General features: G+C 68.4%; 12 protein-coding genes. 8 read left to right on the forward strand and 4 right to left on the reverse strand.

Annotated elements, in window-relative coordinates; translation table 11 throughout:
- The first annotated feature begins 30 nt into the window (after positions 1-30).
- Both H5J31_RS31120 and H5J31_RS31125 read left to right on the forward strand, forming a co-directional pair.
- Positions 31-1,032 carry an aldo/keto reductase gene (locus H5J31_RS31120; protein WP_181776237.1) on the forward strand — a complete coding sequence of 334 codons (1,002 nt, stop codon included), beginning with the start codon at positions 31-33 and terminating at the stop codon, positions 1,030-1,032.
- 340 nt (positions 1,033-1,372) lie between these two features.
- Positions 1,373-1,960: a DinB family protein gene (locus tag H5J31_RS31125; protein WP_181776238.1), complete on the forward strand. Its 588-nt coding sequence runs from the start codon at positions 1,373-1,375 to the stop codon at positions 1,958-1,960.
- Here the strand turns inward: H5J31_RS31125 and H5J31_RS31130 are convergent.
- Positions 1,957-2,493, reverse strand: coding sequence for a methylated-DNA--[protein]-cysteine S-methyltransferase (locus H5J31_RS31130; protein WP_181776239.1), 537 nt, complete (start codon positions 2,491-2,493; stop codon positions 1,957-1,959). The two genes, H5J31_RS31125 and H5J31_RS31130, sit on opposite strands and share 4 nt — an antisense overlap.
- Before the next feature lie 108 nt (positions 2,494-2,601).
- Here H5J31_RS31130 and H5J31_RS31135 point away from each other — a divergent pair, with 108 nt between their 5' ends.
- Positions 2,602-3,228, forward strand: coding sequence for a VOC family protein (locus H5J31_RS31135; protein ID WP_181776240.1), 627 nt, complete (start codon positions 2,602-2,604; stop codon positions 3,226-3,228).
- Here H5J31_RS31135 and H5J31_RS31140 read toward each other — a convergent pair.
- Positions 3,199-4,956, reverse strand: coding sequence for an NAD+ synthase (locus H5J31_RS31140; protein WP_181776241.1), 1,758 nt, complete (start codon positions 4,954-4,956; stop codon positions 3,199-3,201). The genes H5J31_RS31135 and H5J31_RS31140 overlap by 30 nt on opposite strands.
- Before the next feature lie 214 nt (positions 4,957-5,170).
- A complete protein-coding gene (secA2, locus tag H5J31_RS31145) occupies positions 5,171-7,498 on the reverse strand; it encodes an accessory Sec system translocase SecA2 (RefSeq protein WP_181776242.1) in 2,328 nt (775 codons plus the stop codon).
- A 144-nt stretch (positions 7,499-7,642) separates the two neighbouring features.
- Here secA2 and H5J31_RS31150 point away from each other — a divergent pair, with 144 nt between their 5' ends.
- Together H5J31_RS31150 and H5J31_RS31155 are read left to right on the forward strand one after the other, a co-directional pair.
- Positions 7,643-9,220, forward strand: coding sequence for an alpha/beta hydrolase (locus H5J31_RS31150; protein WP_407925076.1), 1,578 nt, complete (start codon positions 7,643-7,645; stop codon positions 9,218-9,220).
- Positions 9,221-9,273: 53 nt separating this feature from the next.
- Positions 9,274-10,863 carry an alpha/beta hydrolase gene (locus H5J31_RS31155; RefSeq protein WP_181776243.1) on the forward strand — a complete coding sequence of 530 codons (1,590 nt, stop codon included), beginning with the start codon at positions 9,274-9,276 and terminating at the stop codon, positions 10,861-10,863.
- A gap of 21 nt (positions 10,864-10,884) precedes the next feature.
- Here H5J31_RS31155 and H5J31_RS31160 read toward each other — a convergent pair whose 3' ends face one another.
- Positions 10,885-11,553: an LppX_LprAFG lipoprotein gene (locus H5J31_RS31160; protein WP_181776244.1), complete on the reverse strand. Its 669-nt coding sequence runs from the start codon at positions 11,551-11,553 to the stop codon at positions 10,885-10,887.
- 89 nt (positions 11,554-11,642) lie between these two features.
- On the opposite strand from H5J31_RS31160, the gene H5J31_RS31165 reads away from it, so the two are divergent.
- The 3 genes from H5J31_RS31165 (at position 11,643) to H5J31_RS31175 (ending at position 15,903) form a co-directional block, all read left to right on the forward strand.
- The gene (locus tag H5J31_RS31165) at positions 11,643-12,917 is read left to right on the forward strand and encodes an MFS transporter (RefSeq protein WP_181776245.1); all 1,275 of its coding nucleotides are present in this window, start codon (positions 11,643-11,645) and stop codon (positions 12,915-12,917) included.
- 68 nt (positions 12,918-12,985) lie between these two features.
- Positions 12,986-14,329 (forward strand): type I glutamate--ammonia ligase, encoded by a 1,344-nt coding sequence (gene glnA / locus H5J31_RS31170; protein ID WP_181776246.1) that lies wholly within the window; start codon positions 12,986-12,988, stop codon positions 14,327-14,329.
- Positions 14,330-14,340: 11 nt separating this feature from the next.
- Positions 14,341-15,903: an amidase gene (locus tag H5J31_RS31175; RefSeq protein ID WP_181776247.1), complete on the forward strand. Its 1,563-nt coding sequence runs from the start codon at positions 14,341-14,343 to the stop codon at positions 15,901-15,903.
- Positions 15,904-16,276 lie beyond the last annotated feature (373 nt).

Raw genomic sequence — 16,276 nt, forward strand, 5'->3', positions numbered from 1 at the left:
AACCGTGACCTGCAGGAAGTGATGGGACCCATGAAATTTCGCACGATCGGCCTGAACCCGGACACGCGGCGCGAAGTGAGCGCGCTGGCACTGGGGGCGATGCCGTTCGGCACCGGCGTCGACGAGGAGACGTCGTTCGCGATCCTCGACCGGTTCGTCGAGGCGGGCGGTTCGTTCGTCGACACCGCGAACAACTACGCGTTCTGGCACAACGGCACCCAGGGCGGCGAGAGCGAGGCGCTGCTCGGCCGGTGGCGCGCGGACCGCGGCATCGGCGGTGAGGTCACCATCGCCACCAAGATGGGTGCGCGGGCGAAGACCGCGGGCATGAGCTTCGCCGACACCGGCAAGTTCGAGAACATCGAAGGCCTCTCGCCGAAGGCGATCAAGGAAGCCGTCGACCGCAGCCGGGAAAACCTCGGCGTCGACAAACTCGACCTGCTCTACGCGCACGTCGAGGACCGGTCGGTTCCGCTCGAAGAGACCGCCGAGGGCTTCGCGCAGGTCGTCGCCGACGGTTCGGTCGGCCTGCTGGGCGTGTGCAACCACTTCCTGTGGAAGGTGGAACGCAGCCGCGCCCACTCCGCCGCGAAGGGGCTGCCGGGTTACGACGTGCTGCAGTACCAGCACACCTACCTCCGCGCGCGCACCGACCGCCCGGCCCGGCGCTCGCCCGAAGGCGCCAACGGGTTCGTCACCGGTGAGACGCTCACCTACCTGAACGAGAACCCCGGTCTGTGGCTCGTCGCGTACTCGCCGCTGCTGTCCGGCGCGTACGTCCGCGAGGACAAGCCGCTGGAATTCGACTACGACCACCCGGGCACCCCGAACCGCCTCGCCGCGCTGCGCGAGGTCGCGAAGGAGATCGACGCGACCCTGAACCAGGTCGTGCTCGCGTGGATGATCGGCGGCGACGTCCCGGTCATCCCGCTCGTCGGCGCCTCTTCGGTCGCCCAGCTGAACGAAAGCCTCGAAGCCGTCGACATCACCCTCACCGAGGAGCAGCGGGCGAAGCTGGACGACGCCGCCTGAGCCACCCCACGTGAGGAGCAAGGGACCTTTGCTGCCACTCTCTTTTGGAAAGTGGTAGCAAAGGTCCCTTGCTCTCTTCTTGGGCCTGTCACGCCTGGCGGGCCTTGACCGCTCCACGCCCACCTCCTCGACGTCCCGCCTTGCTCCAAGCGCTCAGCCCGAACGTTCGTGAAGGCCTCCTTCCCTACCCTCACGGTAGGGAAGGAGGCCTTCACGGACAGAGCACGACCCAAAGCGATAGCAAAGGTCCCTTGCTCTCTTCCCGGGCCTTCCCCGCCGAATTTGCCGCGGGGCGCCGACGCCGGATGTCATGATCCCCTTCCCGATGGAAGGAGCCACCATGGCTGGAAACGTCCCCCCGGTCGCCGACGAGCGCGAAGGTCTCCTCGCCTACCTCGAGCAGCAGCGCCACGTCCTGCGCATCGCCGCACACGGCCTCACCGAGGAACAGGTCAGAGCCGTCCCGACCAGAAGCTCACTGAGCGTCGGCGGCCTGATCAAGCACACCGCGTTCGTCGAAGACGGCTGGATCGACATCATTCTCCAGAAGCCCTCGAAGCCGATGGAAGAGACGATGAAGGACTACGAGGCCGGCTACGTGATGACGCCGGACGAGACGATCGAGGGTGTCTTCGCGCGCTACGACGAGGTCGCCCGCCGTACCGCGGATGTCATCGCCGGAATCGCGGACCTCGGCCAGCCGGTGCCGGTGCCGCAGGGTGTGCCGTGGTACCCGCAGGACGTCGACGCGTGGTCGGTCCGCTGGGTCCTGCTCCACATGATCGAAGAGACCGCGCGGCACGCCGGGCACGCCGACATCATCCGTGAGCACATCGACGGCGCGACGGCCGTTCCGCTGATGGCCGCCGCGGAGGGCTGGCCGGAGACGCCGTGGCTCAAGCCCTGGTCGCCGGCTCAGAACGGCTAGAACAACGTCGGTTCGTCCGCCAAAGCGCCTTCGATGACCAGCATCCGGCGCTTGGTGGCGACCCCGCCGCGCGCGGAGAACCCGCCGTCCTTGCCACCCGCGGCCAGCACCCGGTGGCACGGAACGATGATCGGGAACGGGTTGCGCCCCATCGCCTGCCCCACGGCCTGCGCGCCGCCGGGCATGCCGAGGATGTTCGCGATGTCGCCGTAGGTCAACGTCTTCCCCGCCGGGATCGAGCGGATGAACTCGTAGACCCGGTGGTGGAACTCCGGCACGCCCTCGTAGTCGAGTTCGACGCCGGTGAGGTCCGTGCGCTCGCCGTCCATCAACGACACGACGCCGTCGATCGCACGCCGCACTTCGTCCGGCGGCGTGGACTCGACCGCTTCCGGCAGGCGTGCGGTGAGCCGTGTCCTGGTCTTTTCCGCGCTGCCCTCGGGTAGCTGGACCGCGATGACCCCGCGTTCGTTCCACGCGATGCCGCAGTCGCCGATCGCGGTGCCGAACACGGCGTAGCCCGGTGCCGTCATGCCGCTCAGGGTACGAGACCGGTCCGACAGTTTCGGCTTCGCCGCTTTTCGGGCGACAACGCCCCACTGCCGTGTCCTGGAAGCGGCGGCTGCGATAGGACTATGGGCATGAGCGACCTCGTGCTTGATCACCTCGTCTACGCCGGGCCGAATCTCGAGGAGGCTGTCGCGCGCGTCGCCGACCTGACCGGCGTCACGCCCGTACGCGGAGGCAGGCATGTCGGGTTCGGCACGGCCAATTATCTGGCCGATCTCGGTGCCGGCGCTTATCTCGAGGTGGTCGGGCCCGACCCGGAGCAATCCGGGCACACCGGGCCGCGCCCGTTCGGTGTCGACGAGCTGACCGAGCCCGCCCTGGTCACCTGGGCCGCACGCGTGGACGGCATCGACGCGGCGATCGCCGAAGCACGCGAAAGCGGCTACGACCCGGGGGATGCCTTCGAGATGTCGCGCACCACCGACGACGGCGAAGTGCTCTCCTGGCGCCTGACCGGTGCTGGCGGCCTCGACGGGCTCGCGCCGTTCCTCATCGACTGGGGCAGCACCCCGCATCCGACGACGCGGGGGCTCCCGTCGATCCCGCTGCTGCTGGTCACCGGGGTCCACCCCGAGCCGGCCGCGGTGGAATCCGCGGTCCGGGCGCTCGGGATGGACATGCTCGTCCGGCGTGACGCGACGCCCGGCCTGGTGGCCGTGCTCCAGAACTCAGCGGGGAAGCAGGTCGCGCTGAGCTGAGCGGGCCACGACGGTGCCTTCGCGCCAGCCGTTGGTCATCGGCAGCCGCCGGTCCCGCCCGAACGCCTTGAACGTGATCTTGGTGCCCGGCGGGTACTGGCGGCGCTTGTATTCGGCCTTGTCGACCATGCGCACGACGCGATCGATGGTCTCCGGCTCGAAGCCCGCGTCGACCAGGTCGACGTACCCGCGATCACCCTCGATGTAGTCGTCGAGGATGTCGTCGAGCATCAGGTAGTCGGGCAGCGAGTCGCTGTCCAGCTGACCTGGCCGCAACTCGGCCGACGGCGGTTTGGTGATCGAATTCTCCGGGATGGGCGGGGTTTCGCCGTTCTTCTCCGCTTCGGCGTTGCGCCATTTGGCCAGATGCCAGACATGCGTCTTGAACAGGTCCTTGATCGGCGCGAAAGCACCGACGGCGTCGCCGTAGATCGTCGAATAGCCGACGGCGAGCTCGGTCTTGTTGCCGGTGGCGAGTACCAGGTGACCGTCCAGATTGGACAGTGCCATCAGCAGCATGCCGCGCACGCGCGCCTGGATGTTCTCCTCGGCGAGCCCGGTCAGCTGAAGCTGCTCCACGTAGACCTTGACCATGTCGGCGATCGGCTCGACGCGGTAGTGCGCGCCGATGCGGCGGGCGAGCTCCGCGGCGTCGCCCTTCGAGTGCTCCGATGAGTACTCCGAAGGCATCGAGACGCCGTAGACGTTGTCGCCGCCGAGCGCGTCCGCGGCGAGCGCCGCCACGACCGCCGAGTCGATGCCGCCGGAGAAACCGAACGTCACCGACGAGAAGCCGTTCTTGTGCACGTAGTCGCGCAGGCCGACGACGAGCGCGTGCCACACCTCGGCCTCGTCCGACAGAGGCTCGCTGATCGCCGACTCGGTGAGCGGGGCGTACGTCGGAACCGGTTCTTCGCTGAGCACACGGCGCTTGACGCGCAAGCCCTCGAACTCGCCCTCGGCGGTGTGCCCGCCCGCGGCCGGATCCATGTCGACGACGAGCAGGTGCTCGACGAACTGCGGCGCGCGAGCCAGAAGCTTGCCGTCGGCGCCGACCACGATCGAGTCGCCGTCGAAGACGAGGTCGTCCTGGCCGCCGACCTGGTTCGTGTAGACCAGCGGTGCTCCGGCCTCGGCCGCGCGGCGCGCGATCAGAGGGAGACGGATGTCGTCCTTCGCGCGCTCGTACGGCGAAGCGTTGGGCGCGACCACGAGGTCGACCCCGGCCTTGCCCAGCGCGGAGATCGGGCCGCCGTCCTGCCAGACGTCCTCGCAGATCACCATGCCCACGTCGACGCCGTGGAAGCGGACGATCTCGAGGTCTTGGCCCGGTTTGAACCACCGGTGCTCGTCGAAGACGCCGTAGTTGGGCAGGTGGTGCTTGAACTGGCGCGCGACCACTTCACCGCGGTACAGCGCCGCCGCCGCGTCGCGCGGTCCGGTCTCGTCGAGGTCGAGGTACCCGATGTAGGTGAGCACCTCGCCGCAGCCCGCCTCGTCGAGGCGGCGGGCGAGCGCTTCGACCATCTGCTTCGAGGCGGAGGCGAAGGTGGGGCGCAGGGAGAGATCCTCGACGGGATAACCGGTGAGGGACATCTCCGGGAAGACCACGATGTGGGCGCCTGCTTCGGCGGCCTTGCGGGTCCATTCGACGGTGAGCTCGGCGTTGCCCTCGAGGTCCCCGACGGTGGTGTTGACCTGGGCCAGTGCGATGCGCAGTTGCGGCATGCCGACATTCTCACCCACCGGCGTCCGCGGGGACGAGCGGATGTGCCGAATCGCCCACCTGGGTCTCGACCGCCGCCGGGGGAGCAAGGGACCTTTGCTATCACCTGGGCACTGACCTGCGGATCCGTCGAAAAAGAGAGCGGGGGACCTTTGCTGTCACTTTCCCGAAGAGAGTGATAGCAAAGGTCCCCCGCTGTCGCGACAGGACCGAGCGCTACTTCCGCTTGATCATGCTCCGCACCTTCTTGATGGTCTGCTCGAAGTCGGAGTCGAACGGGTTGTCGTGCACCAGGTAGGTCCACGTCGTGTTCGCCCGTCGCACGCCCGCGTCGCCGAGATCGATCCCGTCATCGGTGATCTCGGCTTCTTCGAGCGTCTTCGCCGACCGCTCGGCCGCCCCCGGGATGATCTTGTGGAACTCCGGGATCGCCGCGCGGTGGAACTCGTCGATCGGCGTCTCCCGCGCCAGCGCCCGCAGGTGGATGCTCTCCCGCACGTCGGTCAGGAACGCCAGGTGGTCCGACCACAGCTGGTCGATGTGGAACAGCAGCACCTCCCGGCACAACTGTTCGACGCGAGCCTCGTCGTCGACCTTCTCCGACAGCTCCTTGAACTTCTCGGGCTGCGCCTTCTCCAGCACCTCCGCCGCGTGCGCCGTCCGCAGCACCTTGTCCCGGTGCTCCAGCAGCTCGCCGCGCTGCCGCTCGATCAGCCGCGTGTAGCGCCAGGTGTTCCGGTGGATCTCCAGGTCGACACCCTCGGCGACGCGCTGCGCGTGGTTGATCTGCCGCAGCGCCGCCGGGTCGGTGATCTCCCCGCTGCCCACGTCGGAACCGATGCCCTCGGGCACGTCCGGCGCGTTCGACAGCACGAGTTCGTCGTTCAGGCTGGCGAAGAACACCGCACTGCCCGGGTCACCCTGCCGCCCGGACCGGCCGCGCAGCTGCCCGTCCAGCCTGCTCGACGGGTAACGGGCGGTGCCGATCACGTGCAGGCCGCCCAGTTCGACGACCTCGTCGCGTCCGTCGCCGTCCTTGCCGCCGAGCCGGATGTCGGTACCGCGACCGGCCATCTGGGTCGAAACGGTGACAGCGCCCTTCTTGCCGGCGTCGGCGATGATGGCCGCTTCCTCGGCGTCGTTGCGCGCGTTGAGCACGACGCATTCGAGCTCGACCTTCGCCAGCTTTTCCGCCAGCTCTTCGGACTCGGCGACGTCCTGGGTGCCGACCAGGATCGGTCGCCCGCTCTCGTGCACCCGCCGGATCTCCTCCTCGATCGCGCGCAGCTTCTGCGACGGCGACCCGAAGATCCGGTCTTCCTGGTCCTCGCGGATGTTCGGCGTGTTCGGCGGGATGACCGCGACCTCGAGCTTGTAGAACTCGCGCAGCTGTTCGGCGACCGCGACGGCGGTACCGGTCATGCCCGCGACCTCGGGGTAGCGCGCGAGCAGCGCCTGCACGGTGATCGAGTCGAGGATCTCGCCCCGGTCGGTCGCCTTGACCTGCTCCTTCGCCTCGACCGCGGCCTGCAGGCCGTCGGGCCAGCGCTGCAGTTCGGCGACCCGGCCGCGCGCGGCGTTGATCAGCTGCACCTTGCCGTCGCGCACCAGGTAGTCGACGTCGCGGGTGAGCAGCGCGTGCGCGTGCAGAGCCACGTTCACCGCGGGCAGCCGGTCGGAGCCGGTGTCGTCGTAGAGGTTGATGTCGTCGCCGAGAGCCTTCTCGACCACCGACGCGCCTGCCTTGGTCAGCCAGGCGTTGCGGCCGTCGGCGTCGGTCTCGTAGTGCAGACCGAGCCGCAGCCGCCGGACGATGTTCGCGACCTCTTCGTCGGCGTCGGTGTGGTCGATCGACCCCGCCATCACCAGCGGCACGCGGGCCTCGTCGACCAGCACGGAGTCCGCCTCGTCGACGATCGCCACCTCGGGATCCCGCTGGACCAGGTCCTCTTCGCGGGTCACCAGGCGGTCGCGCAGCACATCGAAGCCGATCTCGCTGACAGCGCCGTACGTGACTTCTTTCGCGTAGGCCTCGCGGCGCTCGTCGCGCGAGTGGGCCGGCTCGATCCAGCCGACGGACACGCCGAGCAGGTCGTAGATCGGTCCCATCCACTCCGCGTCACGGCGGGCGAGGTAGTCGTTCACCGTGACGACGTGGACGTGCTTGCCGCGCAGCGCGTATCCGGCGCCGGCCAGCGCGCCGGCCAGCGTCTTGCCCTCACCGGTCTCCATCTGCACGATATGCCCGCTGAGCAGGCCCATCGTGCCCAGCAGCTGGACATCGAAGGCTCGCTCGCCCAGCGCCCGCCGCGCGGCCTCACGGCCCAGCGCGCAGACCTCGACCAGCTGGTCGTTGCCGAAGGACGTGGCTTCGCGAAGCTTGCCGGCCCGCTCTGTCAGCTCCTCGTCGGAAAGCTTCTCCAACTCGGGCTCGAGCTTCTCGATGGCCGGCAGCAGCGCTTCGTAGCGGGTCAGCTCGACGCTGCCCGGCCGCTGGATGATCCGGCGCAGCTTCTTGCCCACCCGGCTGATCAGTGCTGCCACCCCTGTGCTCCCGTCTGTTCCTCATGCCGTCCGCACCCGTACCACCAACGCAGTGGTGGTGCGGCCGAGTTCCACGGCCGATGGCACGATCCAACCGTGTCCACTCATGTCAGCGCCAGGTCCCGTGCCCGCCGATTCGTCGCGATCTCGCTGTCCGGCCTGCTCGCGGTCACCCTCGCCGCGTGCTCGTCGGGAGAGGGTAGAACCCAGCCGCCCGCGCCGGTGACCGAGTCGCACGCTCCGACCGGACAGGTGCCCGCAGGACTGGAGAAGTTCTACGGACAGAGTCTGACCTGGGCCGACTGTGCACCCTACGCGACATCCGATGACGCAAAAGCGGCGTTTCGAGTGAAGGACGCACAGTGCGCCCGGCTGACCGTCCCGCTCGACTACGCGAAACCTGAAGGCGACTCGATCACGCTCGGCCTGCTGCGCCGAAAGGCGCTCGAAACCGACGAAAGGATTGGGTCGCTCGTGGTCAACCCCGGTGGCCCCGGCGCCTCCGGCATGACGGCCGCGGCGGGCCTGGCCTCCCGGACCTCGACCAACGAGCTGGGGAAACGCTTCGACATGGTCGGTTTCGACCCCCGCGGCATCGGCGCGAGCCAGCCGCAGATCCGCTGCCTGTCCGACGCGGAACGCGACGCGGACCGCGCGGACGACGGCGAAACGGACGGGTCACCCGAGGGAGTGAAAAAGCAGGAGACCGAGTCCCAGGACTTCGCGGCCAAGTGCGCCGAACGGACCGAACACGGCGCCTCGATGCTCGCGAACGTGGGCACCCGCGACGTCGTCAAGGACATGGACGTCCTGCGTTCGGTCCTCGGTGACCCGAAGCTGAACTACATCGGCTACTCGTACGGGACGCGGATCGGATCCGCCTACGCCGAGGCGTTCCCGACGAACGTCCGTGCCCTGGTGCTCGACGGGGCCGTCGACCCGGAACAGGACTCGGTGGAATCGCTGGTCGCGCAGGGGCAGGGCTTCGGCAAGGCGTTCGAGGAGTTCTCCGCCTGGTGCGCCGCGCGGGAGGACTGCGCTCTCGGACGCGACGCCGCGGGCGTGACGAAGGCGTTCCAGGACCTGGTCCGGCCGCTCATCGACTTCCCGGTTCCGGTCAGCGACGGCCGGAAACTGTCGTACGAGGACGCGACCACCGGCGTGATCCAGGCCCTCTACCAGGAGGATCTCTGGGAGCGGCTGAACAGTGCGCTCAACGAACTGAAGCGTCAGCGCGGCGACGGTCTGGAAGAACTTGCCGACTTGTACAACGAGCGCGGCGCCGACGGCCGCTACGGAACGACCCAGGACGCGTTCGTCGCGATCCGGTGCGTAGACGACCCGCGGGTCACCGATCCGGCGAAGATCCTCGACGCCCAGAAGCGGTACGCGCAGGCCGCGCCGTTCCTCGACGACGGCAAGCCGGACGGTTCCGCGCGCGACTCCTGCGCCTTCTGGCCGGTGCCGAATACCTCCGAGCCGCATTTGCCCAACGTCGAAGGCCTGCCGAAGACGCTGGTCATCTCGACGACCAACGACCCGGCGACGCCCTACCAAGCGGGCGTCAACCTGGCGAAAGCGATCAAGGGAGCTTTGCTCACCTTCGAGGGGAACCAGCACACGGTGTTCCTGCAGGGCGTTCCGTGCGTCGACCAGATCGGCATCAAATACCTGGTGGACGGCACCGTGCCCGACGAAGGCACGCGCTGCGCCGCCAGGTAACGAGTTCGGCGCGAACACCCCGTGACCGGCCGGGACGCTGCGAAGATCGCGAGATGAGCCTTCGCCGCGTCCCGGCCGTGCTCGCCGTCGCCGTCCTGGTCGCTTCGTGCACGACGCAGGAGCCGCAACCCGCGCCGTCGACACCCGTGCCGGCCCCGACGACCTCGGCGTCGCCGACTCCGGACCCGAAGGCGCTCGAGAAGTTCACCGGGCAGAAGCTCGCATGGGGTTCGTGCACGCCCTTCGCGGACTCACAGTCGGCGAAGCGCGCTTTCGCCGATAAGGCGTACGACTGCGCGAAGCTCACCGTCCCGCTCGATTACCTGAAGCCGGATGGCGAGACCATCGCGATCGGCGTGCTCAGGCACAAGGCGAAGAAGGCGGACCAGCGGATCGGCTCGCTCGTGGTCAACCCCGGTGGGCCCGGCGGTTCGGGGGTCGCGGCCGCGGCGCGCATCGCGAAGTCGCCGCCCGCGGCAACGCTCGCTGGTCGATTCGACGTCGTCGGCTTCGATCCGCGTGGCGTCGGGACCAGCGAACCGAAGCTCGTCTGCCTCACCGACCCCGAACGCGACGCGGACCGCGCGGAAGATTCCGAAAGCGACATGACCTCGGGCGGCGTCGCGAAGCAACTCGCCGACGCGAAGGCGTACAGCGCGAAGTGCGCTGAGCGCACGAAGCACGGTCAGGAGATGCTCGCCAACATCGGGACGAGGGACGTCGTTCGCGATCTCGACGTCCTGCGCGCGACTCTCGGCGACGAAAAGCTCACCTACCTGGGCTACTCGTACGGCACGCAGATCGGCACCGCCTATGCCGAGGCTTACCCGGACAAGGTGCGGGCGCTGCTCCTCGACGGCGCGATCGATCCCGAACTGGACACCGCCGAATCGCTGGTCACGCAGATGGCCGGCTTTCAGAACACGTTCGCCGAATTCGGCAAGTGGTGCGCGGCGCGCACGGACTGCGCGCTCGGCCGCCAGGCGGACGCGATGACGAAGGCGTTCCAGGACCTGGTCCAGCCCCTGATCACCAAACCGGTGCCCGCCGCGAACCGCGAACTCTCGTTCGAGGACGCCATCACCGGCACCAGCGCCGCGCTGTATTCACAGGACGCGTGGAAGTTCCTCAACGACGGATTCGCCGAGCTCAAGCGGGGGAGCGGCAAGACCCTGGTCGCGCTCGCCGACAACTACTACGGCCGCGAGCCGGACGGCCGCTACGAGGGGATCATCGACGTCTATTTCGCGGTGCGCTGCGTCGACAGCACCCGGATCACCGACCGGCGCGTCATCGAAGGCGCCCACGAGCGGATGCTCCAGGGCGCGCCGTTCCTCGCCGGGGGCACACCCGACATGAGCGAGCTGGACATCTGCTCGGTCTGGCCCGTGCCCGCGACCTCGGAGGTCCACAAGCCGGACATCGAGGGCCTGCCGCAGCCGCTGATCATCTCGACCACGAACGACCCTGCGACCCCGTACGCGTCTGGCGTGAACCTCGCGAAGGACCTCAAGGGAGCTTTACTCACCTTTGAAGGCGCTCAGCACACCGTCTTCCTAGACGGCAACGAGTGCGTCGACAAAGCCGGCTTCGCCTACCTGATCGACGGCGACCTACCCGCCCCCGGCACCCGCTGCACCTAGCGGGGGAGCAAGGGACCTTTGCTATCGCCCGTCCCCGACGACGACCGCGTCATGCCCGGTCAACGCCAGTTCCAGCATCACCGCGAACTCCTCCGGCTTCGTCGGCGGCACCTGCACCCACACCCGCATCAGCCGCCGCGGCGCGGCCTTCGAAATCCACAGCTTCACGAACACGTCCGACCGGATCTCCGGCACGATCCCGCCGATCACCGCGGCCGGCACCTTCGCGCCGATCCGGATCGACTCGGTGTCCTGCACCCGCTCCCACCGCTCGCCCCGCAGATCGGTCGCGCCGAGCAGCAGCCGCCGTAGCCCGCCGTCGGCCCCGAGCATCGCTTCGGGTGTGTAAGGCGCCGAAGCCGGAATCACCCGCTCCACACCGGGCCCGCTGAGCATGATCTCGTCGCCGGACAGCCGGTACTTGACCTTCACCCGCTCGAAGTCATCCTGCAGATCGGCATTCCCGACCGCGCCACCCTCAAGACTGATTTCGCCGTCGAGCCCTCGCACAGGTAGCCCGGTGACGACGCCGTTCACTCCGAGCGTGAACCGCACGCTGCGCATCGAGACGAGGGAGTCGGCCGCCGCGCTCACGAGTTCCGGGGCAGCGGGCAACGGGGGAGATCCCGCGCAGCCGCCGATGAGCCCGATCGTGAGCAGCAGCGCCGGCACGAGGTGACGGCAGCGCATGGCCAGAGCCTATGGCCTTGGCCCGAATCTTTCGCACAGTGTCCTTCCAGCCGCTTCCGCTGGGAGCCACCGGCGATGACTCTGTTCCCGTGGAACTTGAAACCCGTTCGCCCCGGCTCCACCGCGCGTGGTTCGTCGCCGGAGCCGCGTTCGTCGCCCTCCTCGCCGCTGCCGGTTTTCGCGCGGCCCCCGGCGTGCTCATCGACCCGCTCCACGACGAGTTCGGCTGGTCGCGCGCGACGATCGCGTCAGCCGTCTCCGTGAACCTCGTGCTCTACGGCCTCTTCTCGCCCTTCGCCGCCGCCCTGATGGAGCGCTTCGGCATGCGCCGGGTCGCCTCGACGGCGCTGTTCGTGGTCGCGATCGGCGCCGGCGGCACGGTCTTCATGAGTGCGAGCTGGCAGCTCATCCTCTGCTGGGGTGTCCTGGTCGGCGTCGGGACCGGCTCGATGGCGATGAGCTTCGCCGCGACGGTCGCCGCCCGCTGGTTCGTCCGCAGCCGCGGCGTCGTCACCGGCGTCCTGACCGCGGCGGGCGCCACCGGCCAGCTGATCTTTCTCCCGATCGTGGCGAACCTGGCCATTGACGAAGGCTGGCGGACGGCTTCGCTCGTGATCGCCATCGCCGCCCTCGCCGTCGTCCCCGTCGTTCTCTTGGTGGTCCGTGATCATCCGTCCGACGTCGGAACGACCGCTTACGGCGCCGAACCCGGCGAAGTCGCCCCGCCAGTCCGTAAGGGTGGATCCGCCCGTCGAGCGCTTTCAGTCCTCGGCACGGCCGCGCGCACGAGGACGTTCTGGCTGCTCGCGGCCGGCTTCGCGATCTGCGGCGCCACCACGAACGGCCTGGTCAGCACCCACTTCGTCCCCGCGGCGCACGATCACGGCATGCCGCAGACCACCGCGGCGGGCCTGCTCGCCCTGGTCGGGATCTTCGACGTCGTCGGCACGATCGCCTCCGGCTGGCTCACCGACCGGGTGGATCCGCGCATCCTTCTCGGCGTCTACTACGCCCTTCGAGGCGTTTCGCTCGCCCTGCTCCCGCAGTTGCTGAGCGGATCGGTGGAACCGAGCATGTGGGCGTTCATCATCTTCTACGGCCTCGATTGGGTGGCCACGGTTCCGCCCACGGTCGCGCTCTGCGTCCGCCAATTCGGCGCTGCCGGCCCGATCGTCTTCGGCTGGGTGTTCGCGAGTCACCAGCTCGGGGCCGGTATCGCGGCCTTCGGCGCCGGCGCGATCCGCGACATCTCCGGGAGCTACGCGCCCGCCTGGTACATCGCCGCGGTACTCGCCGTGCTCGCTTCGGTCGCCTCGCTGGCGATCTCGAAGGCGGCCAAACCCGACCCGGTTCTGGTGGGGTGACCCACCACTTCCGGTCGAACGGCGCGTCGCGAAACATGTCGTTAACACGTTCTCGTTAGGGTGCGGCCATGGATCGCCAGCAGGAGTTCGTGCTCCGTACCTTGGAAGAGCGCGACATCCGTTTCGTCAGGCTCTGGTTCACCGACGTGCTGGGGTTTCTCAAGTCCGTCGCGGTGGCGCCCGCCGAGCTCGAGGGCGCTTTCACCGAAGGGATCGGCTTCGACGGATCGGCCATCGAAGGATTCGCGCGGGTCTACGAGTCCGACATGGTCGCGAAGCCCGACCCGGCCACGTTCCAGGTGCTGCCCTGGGAGACTCCGGACGGCGGACCGTATTCGGCGCGCATGTTCTGCGACATCGCGATGCCGGACGGCTCCCCGTCCTGGGCGGACCCCCGGCACGTCCTGCGCAGGCAGCTCTCGAAGGCGGGCGAAGCAGGCTTCACCTGCTACGTCCACCCGGAGATCGAGTTCTTCCTGCTCGAGAACCTGCCGGACGACGGCAGTGAGCCCGAGCCCGCGGACAACGGCGGCTACTTCGACCAGGCCAGTCACGCGACGGCGACGCACTTCCGCCGCCACGCCATCGAGACGCTCGAGGCGATGGGGATCTCGGTCGAGTTCAGCCACCACGAGGGTGCGCCCGGTCAGCAGGAGATCGACCTCAGGTACGCCGACGCGCTGACCATGGCCGACAACGTGATGACCTTCCGTTACGTCGTCAAGGAGGTGGCGCTCACCCAGGGTGTCCGCGCCACGTTCATGCCGAAGCCGTTCACCAACCAGCCGGGCTCGGGGATGCACACCCACGTGAGCCTGTTCGAGGGTGATCGCAACGCCTTCTACGACGCCGAAGACCCGTACGAGCTGTCGGCGACAGGTAAAGCTTTCGTGGCGGGGCTGTTGCACCACGCGAAGGAGATCTCGGCGGTCACCAACCAGTGGGTGAACTCCTACAAACGGCTGATCAGCGGCAGTGAGGCCCCGACAACCGTCTCGTGGGGCCGGGCGAACCGCTCCGCGCTGGTCCGGGTCCCGATGTACTCGCCCGGCAAGGCGTCGTCACGCCGGGTGGAGATCCGCACGCTCGACTCGGCCTGCAACCCCTACCTGGCTTACTCGGTCATCCTGGCCGCCGGCCTCAAGGGCATCGAAAAGGGCTACGAACTGCCGCCTCCCGCCGAGGACAACATCTGGCAGCTTTCGGATGCCGAGCGCCGCGCGGCCGGGTACGCCCAGCTCCCGCAGAACCTCGGCGAGGCCCTGTCCGAGATGGAGAAATCGGAACTTCTGCCCGAAGCGCTCGGGGAGCACGTTTACGACTTCTTCCTGCGCAACAAACGTGTTGAATGGGATAACTACCGCAGTGCGGTGACCCCGTACGAACTGCGGACCCTGCTTCCGGTGCTCTAGAAGGAGACCTGATGGTGCGGCGACCGGTGTTCCGAATCCTGACGACACTGGTCGCCGTGACCATCACGGCGAGTACCGCACCCGCGGCGTCCGCCACCGGCAAACCCTTCGATCTCGACGCCGCGGACATCCCGTCGCTCCAGGCCAGGATGTCGTCCGGGCGCCTCACTGCCGTCGGTCTGACCTCGGCTTATCTCGATCGCGTCCGCACCGTCGACCGCAAGGTGAACGCGGTCATCGCGGTCAATCCGGCCGCGCTCGCGCAGGCCGCGGAGAGTGACTCCCGACGTCGCCACGGCAAGACGCGCGGACCGCTCGACGGCATCCCGATCCTGGTGAAGGACAACGTCGACAGCCGGTCGATGCAGACGACCGCCGGCTCCCGTGCCCTGCGCAGCAAGCCCGCGAAAGACGCGACCCTGCTCCGCCGTCTGCGTGACGCGGGCGCGGTACTCCTCGGCAAGGCCAACCTGTCCGAATGGGCGAACTTCCGCGCCGCCAAACCCACTTCCGGGTGGTCGGGCGTCGGTGGGCAGACGAACAACCCGTACGTACTCGATCGCAATCCTTGTGGGTCGTCCGCAGGCTCCGCCGCCGGAGTCGCCGCGACGCTCGCCCAGGTCGCGATCGGCAGCGAGACCGACGGCTCGATCGTCTGCCCGGCCGGGATGACCTCCACCGTGGGGCACAAACCGAGCCTCGGCCTGGTGAGCCGGACAGGCGTGGTGCCGATCTCGGCCGAGCAGGACACCGCCGGCCCGATGGCCAGGCACGTCGTCGACGTCGCGCTCACTCTGTCCGCCCTGCAGGGCCGCGACCCGAGCGACCCCGCCACCGGCGCGTACCCGCCGAACCAGCCCACCGACTACGCGGCGCACCTGCGGCCCGGCGCCCTGAAGGGCTCGCGCATCGGTGTCTGGCGCCTGCCGGTACTCGGCCCGGACGTCGACGCCGTCGTCCTCCGAACCAAGAACGCGCTGGTCAAGGCCGGTGCCGAGGTCGTCGAGGTCACTCCGCCCTATCAGGCTCGGCTCGGGGAATTGGAGTTCCCGGCACTGCTCACCGAGTTCCACCGCGACATCGACCGCTACCTGGCCACGCGCCCGGAAGGCCCGCGAGACCTCGCCGCGCTGATCGCCTACAACCGGTCCGACCCGCTGGAGCAGACCTGCTTCGCCGGGCAGGAACTCTTCGAGCAGGCACTCGCCGCCCCCGGCCCGACCGACCCCGGCTACCTGGCCATGCGCCGTGAGCTGACCGACCTCGCGAAACGTTCGATCGACGAGACGCTCGCCAAGTACCGCCTCGACGCGATCGCCGCGCCCACGAACCCGCCCGCCTGGAAGACCGACTGCAAGACCGGCGACAACGACGTGATCCCGTCGTCGACGCCCGCCGCGGTCTCGGGGTACCCGGCCGTCACCGTGCCGGCCGGGTTCGTCGGCGAGCTCCCGGTCGGGATCTCGTTCATGGCGGGGCAGTGGACGGACGCCCGAGTGCTCGCCTACGCGGCCGACTTCGAGCGAGTCGTCCCGGCCCGCAAACCGCCTCGCTACCTGAAGACCGTCGGATGACGGAGGTTCGTACCGGCTGACCTGCGGCGATGTCGTTAAGTGACCCCCCTGTTTTCGGGGGGTTCCGGGGCATGTAATCTTCTCTTCGTCGCCAGGAACACCGGGCCGCCGGGGCCGAGAAGCCCCAGGTCAGGAACCAGGGCCGAGCGGGTTGACACCGCGAAACGGACCAGGTAATGTTCAGCGTCGGCCCACGAGCGGCCGCCGACCCCCTACGACTAACAACGTAGGATTCGGCATGCTCGACCAAAAGCTTGTGAATATCGCTTTGAAACAAAGCGTGTTGCTTGAGAACTCAACAGTGTGCTAGTGAACTAAGCCAGTAGAGCTTATGTATTTGAACCTCGTTTGAGGTTCCTTTGAGAGCATTAAA

The sequence above is a fragment of the Amycolatopsis pittospori genome (genome assembly GCF_013870525.1).
Taxonomy (GTDB): domain Bacteria; phylum Actinomycetota; class Actinomycetes; order Mycobacteriales; family Pseudonocardiaceae; genus Amycolatopsis; species Amycolatopsis pittospori.